The 3824-nt window shown below is 72.9% G+C and carries 3 protein-coding genes; 1 reads left to right on the top strand and 2 read right to left on the bottom strand.

The genetic code is table 11. The annotated features are described in order from the left end of the window. Positions 1-393: Hpt domain-containing protein (locus ALA01S_RS30315; protein ID WP_066343397.1), on the top strand; the 393-nt coding region annotated here is incomplete at its 5' end. Positions 394-446: 53 nt separating this feature from the next. On the opposite strand, the gene ALA01S_RS30320 is transcribed toward ALA01S_RS30315, so the two are convergent. Further along, positions 447-1328 carry an ABC transporter substrate-binding protein gene (locus tag ALA01S_RS30320; protein ID WP_084268100.1) on the bottom strand — a complete coding sequence of 294 codons (882 nt, stop codon included), beginning with the start codon at positions 1326-1328 and terminating at the stop codon, positions 447-449. Positions 1329-1340: 12 nt separating this feature from the next. Next, the gene (locus ALA01S_RS30325) at positions 1341-3563 is read right to left on the bottom strand and encodes a putative bifunctional diguanylate cyclase/phosphodiesterase (protein WP_066343398.1); all 2223 of its coding nucleotides are present in this window, start codon (positions 3561-3563) and stop codon (positions 1341-1343) included. Positions 3564-3824: the final 261 nt, after the last annotated feature.

A 3824-nucleotide genomic window follows, 5' to 3' on the forward strand; every position in this document is an offset into this window, starting at 1 on the left:
CCGGCGGCCCCGCCGGTCCCTGCTGCGGCCGGCGGGGACGGGTCAGCCGCCGCGGACGGCGCGGCCGCGTGGCCGGGCCTGGACGTGGCGTGGGCGCTGCCGACCTGGGGCGACGAGGCGCTGTACCGGCAGTGCCTGCTCGACTTCGTGCGCGAGCACGGCGACGCGGCCCGCGAGATGGCCGCGGCCGACACGCCGGCCGCCGCCGCGGCGCTGGCCCACAAGCTCAACGGCGCCGCGGCGCAACTGGCGCTGACCGAGGTGAGCGCCCGCGCCGAGGAGGCGGAGCTGGTCTACCGCACGGGGCTGTCGCCGCAGGCCACGCTGTCGGCGCTGCAGGCGGCGCTGGATACGGCGCGGGCGTCGATACGCGGGTACGCGGGCGGGGGCTGAGGCGGCGGGAGCCTTGGGCAGAGTCAGCGGGCCAGGCAGGAGCGTTGGCCCGCTCAGCGCCCGCCGCGCGCGGCCCAGCGCGCCACGATGGCGTGCAGCGCGTCCAGCCCGTCGGTGAGCGCGGCCGGGCCGGGCTGCAGGATGAGGGGCGACTTCACTTCGTGCAGCTCGCCGTCGCGCACGGCCGGCACGTCCTGCCAGCCGGGACGCGCGGCCACGGCCTCGGGGCGGAATTTCTTTCCGCACCAGGAGCCGATGATGATGTCCGGCCGCCGCGCCACCACCTCCAGCGGGTCGGCCACGATGCGATCGCGCCCAAGGGGGGCCGCGGCGCGCTCGGGGAAGATGTCGTCGCCGCCGGCGATGCCGATCAGCTCGCTGACCCAGCGTATGGCGCTGATCTGCGGCGCGTCCCACTCCTCGAAGTACACGCGCGGGCGCCGCGGCAGCCGCGCGGCGGCCTCGCGCACGGCGCGCACGCGCGCCTCCAGCGCCGCCGCGTAGGCCTCGGCCCGCTGCGCCGCGCCCACCAGCGCGCCCAACCGGCGCACGTAGCCCAGGATGCCCGCGACGCTGCGGTGGTTGGCGATCCACACCTCCACGCCCGCCTTCACCAGCGCCTGCGCGATGTCGGCCTGCATGTCGGAGAAGCCGATGGCCAGGTCCGGCCGCAGCGCCAGGATGCGGTCGACCTTGGCGCTGGTGAAGGCCGAGACGCGCGGCTTTTCCTGCCGCGCCCGCGGCGGGCGCACGGTGAAGCCGGAAATGCCCACGATGCGCCGCTCCTCGCCCAGGGCGTAGAGCAGCTCGGTGGGCTCCTCGGTCAGGCAGACGATGCGCCCGGGGCGCCCGCCGGTGTCCAGGCAGTCCAGGGCGTGCGACGTTTCAGTTTCAGGAACAGGGGGCGTCGGCGTGGTGGCGGCTGCGGCGTTCATGCGCCGGCATTGTCAGGCCGCCTGCGGCGCCCACTGCGAGGCCGGCACGGGGCGGCCCCAGAGAAAGCCCTGGAAGTACGGGCAGCCGTGGCGGACCAGGAAGTCCTGCTGCAGCGCGTTTTCCACGCCCTCGGCCACGACCTTGAGCGAGAGGCTGCGCGCCAGCAGCAGGATGGTCTGCACGATGCTCGCGTCGTTGGCGTCGCCCAGCACGTCCTCGATGAAGGAGCGGTCTATCTTGATCTCGTCCAGCGGCAACTGCTTCAGGTAGGCCAGCGACGAGTAGCCGGTGCCGAAGTCGTCGATGGAAAAGCGCACCCCGCGCGCGCGCAGCGTGCGCATCTTGCGCACCACCTCGTCCACGTCGCCGAGCAGCAGGCTCTCGGTGAGCTCCAGCTTGAGCAGGTTGGCGTCGGCGCCGGTGCGCTGGAGCGTGTCCAGCACCTGGCGCACGAAGTCGCCCTGGTGGAACTGGCGGGCGCTGACGTTGACCGAGAGCGTGAGGCCGCGCGTGGCCGCGTCGGCCTGCCAGGCCACGAGCTGGCGGCAGGCCGTCTCCAGCACCTGCTGGCCCACGGCGACGATGAGCCCGTTCTGCTCGGCCAGCGGTATGAACTCCGCCGGCGGCACCAGGCCGCGCTGCGGGTGGCGCCAGCGCACCAGCGCCTCCGCGCCCACGCGCCGTCCTTGGGCGTCCACCACGGGCTGCAGGTACACGTCGAGCTCGCCGCGCTCCAGGCCCAGGCGCAACTGCGCGGCCAGCGCCGCGCGCGCGAGCACGGTTTCCTGCATCACCGGGTCGAAGAAGCGCTGCGTGTTGCGCCCGGCGTCCTTGGCCTGGTACATGGCGAAGTCGGCGCGCTTGAGCATCTCGTCGGCCGTGTCGTCGGGGTAGCCGAACAGGGCCACGCCCAAGCTGCAGCTGGTCAGGTGCAGCGCGCCGTCCAGGGCGTAGGGGCGCGAGAGCGCCTTGAGCAGCTTGGCGCCCAGCGCCTCGGCGGCGGTGGCGGCCTTCAGCGGCTCGTGCCCCAGGTCTTCGGCAATCACCACGAACTCGTCGCCGCCCATGCGCGCGGCCGTGTCGTTGCCGCGCAGGGTGGCTTGCAGCCGCTGCGCCACCTGCAGCAGCAGCGCGTCGCCGCTGGCGTGGCCCAGGGTGTCGTTGAGCTCCTTGAAGTGGTCCAGGTCCAGGAACATCAGCGCGCCGAACTGCGCGTTGCGCCGGCCCAGCGCGATGGCGTGCTGCAGCCGGTCGAACATCAGCCGCCGGTTGGGCAGCCCGGTGAGCGCGTCGTAGAAGGCCAGGCGCTGCGTGAGCTCCTCGGCGGTCTTGCGCTCGGTGACGTCGCACAGGCTGCCCACCATGCGCAGCGGGCGGCCCTCGCCGTCGCGCTCGACCACGTCGCCGCGGTCCAGCACCCAGATCACGCTGCCGTCGCCGCGGCGCATGCGGTGCTCGTGGCGGTAGGGGCCGTGGCCGTCCAGGCATTGCTGCATCGCGTCGGTGACGGCGGCGTAGTCCTCGGGCAGGAGGCAGGCCTCGAAGTCGGCGATGGTGCCGGTGAGCTGCGTGGGCTGCAGGCCCAGCAGCTCGTACCAGCGCTGGTTGTGCTGCAGCGCGTTGCTGCGCAGGTCCCAGTCCCACACGCCCTCGCCGGTGGCGCCCAGCACGTGGCTCAGGCGCCGCTCGCTTTGCTGCACCTGCTCCTGGGCGCGGCGCACGTCGGTGATGTCGTGGGCGATGACGAGGATGCGCGGCAGCCCGTCGTCGCCCACGAAGGGCTTCTTGATGGACTTGAACCAGCGCTTGCGCCCGGTGCGCGCGTCGATGGACTCCTCGATGACGGTCTCGGTGCGCCCGCGCGCCATGATCTCCAGCACGTCGGCGCGTATCTGGTCGGCCTGCTCGCGCGTGGCGCTGAAGTGGCCTTCGTGGCGGCCCACCATGGCCTGCGGCGTGGTGCCGTGGAAATCGGCCACGGGCTGGTTGCAAAGCAGGAAGTTGCCCTGGTGATCCTTGAGGACGATGAAGTCCGGCGACTCGTCCAGCACCGTGCGCAGCAGCGTTTCCTGCACGCTCAGGTGCTGGTGGACGTCGCAGGCCTCGCGGGCACTGCAGTCCAGCGCCTGCACGCGGGCCTGGAGAGCGTCCACCTGGCGGCGCAGCCTGGCGGCGTCGGACGGGCCATGGTCCTGGTTCACGGCGTCCAAATCCCCGGCAGCGACGTCGTTCACGGTGTCTTTCCTCACCGGAACACGACTGGAGAGCCCGGCATCTGTTTGTTGTCCCGGCAATGCGAAAACCACCGGCGCCGCGCTGTTGGAAGTCGGTCTGGTGCGCGCGCGGGGCCATTGTCATTGACGGCGCGCAAGCGCCGGCCCGCAAGCGCCGTTCAAAACGTGAAGCCGCGCACGCTTTGAGCCGCCTTGCGACGGCCGGAGCTTCAGCGGCGGGCCGGCGCGGTGTGGGCCGGCGGGGCCGGCTGCGCGCTCGCC

Origin of the sequence: Azohydromonas lata NBRC 102462 (genome assembly GCF_001571085.1) — a bacterium.
Taxonomy (GTDB): Bacteria; Pseudomonadota; Gammaproteobacteria; order Burkholderiales; family Burkholderiaceae_C; genus Azohydromonas; species Azohydromonas lata.

Bases quoted from the DNA above. Each gene is read 5' to 3' on its own strand.
- ALA01S_RS30320 (WP_084268100.1), bottom strand. From the start codon at position 1,328: ATGAACGCCGCAGCCGCCACCACGCCGACGCCCCCTGTTCCTGAAACT.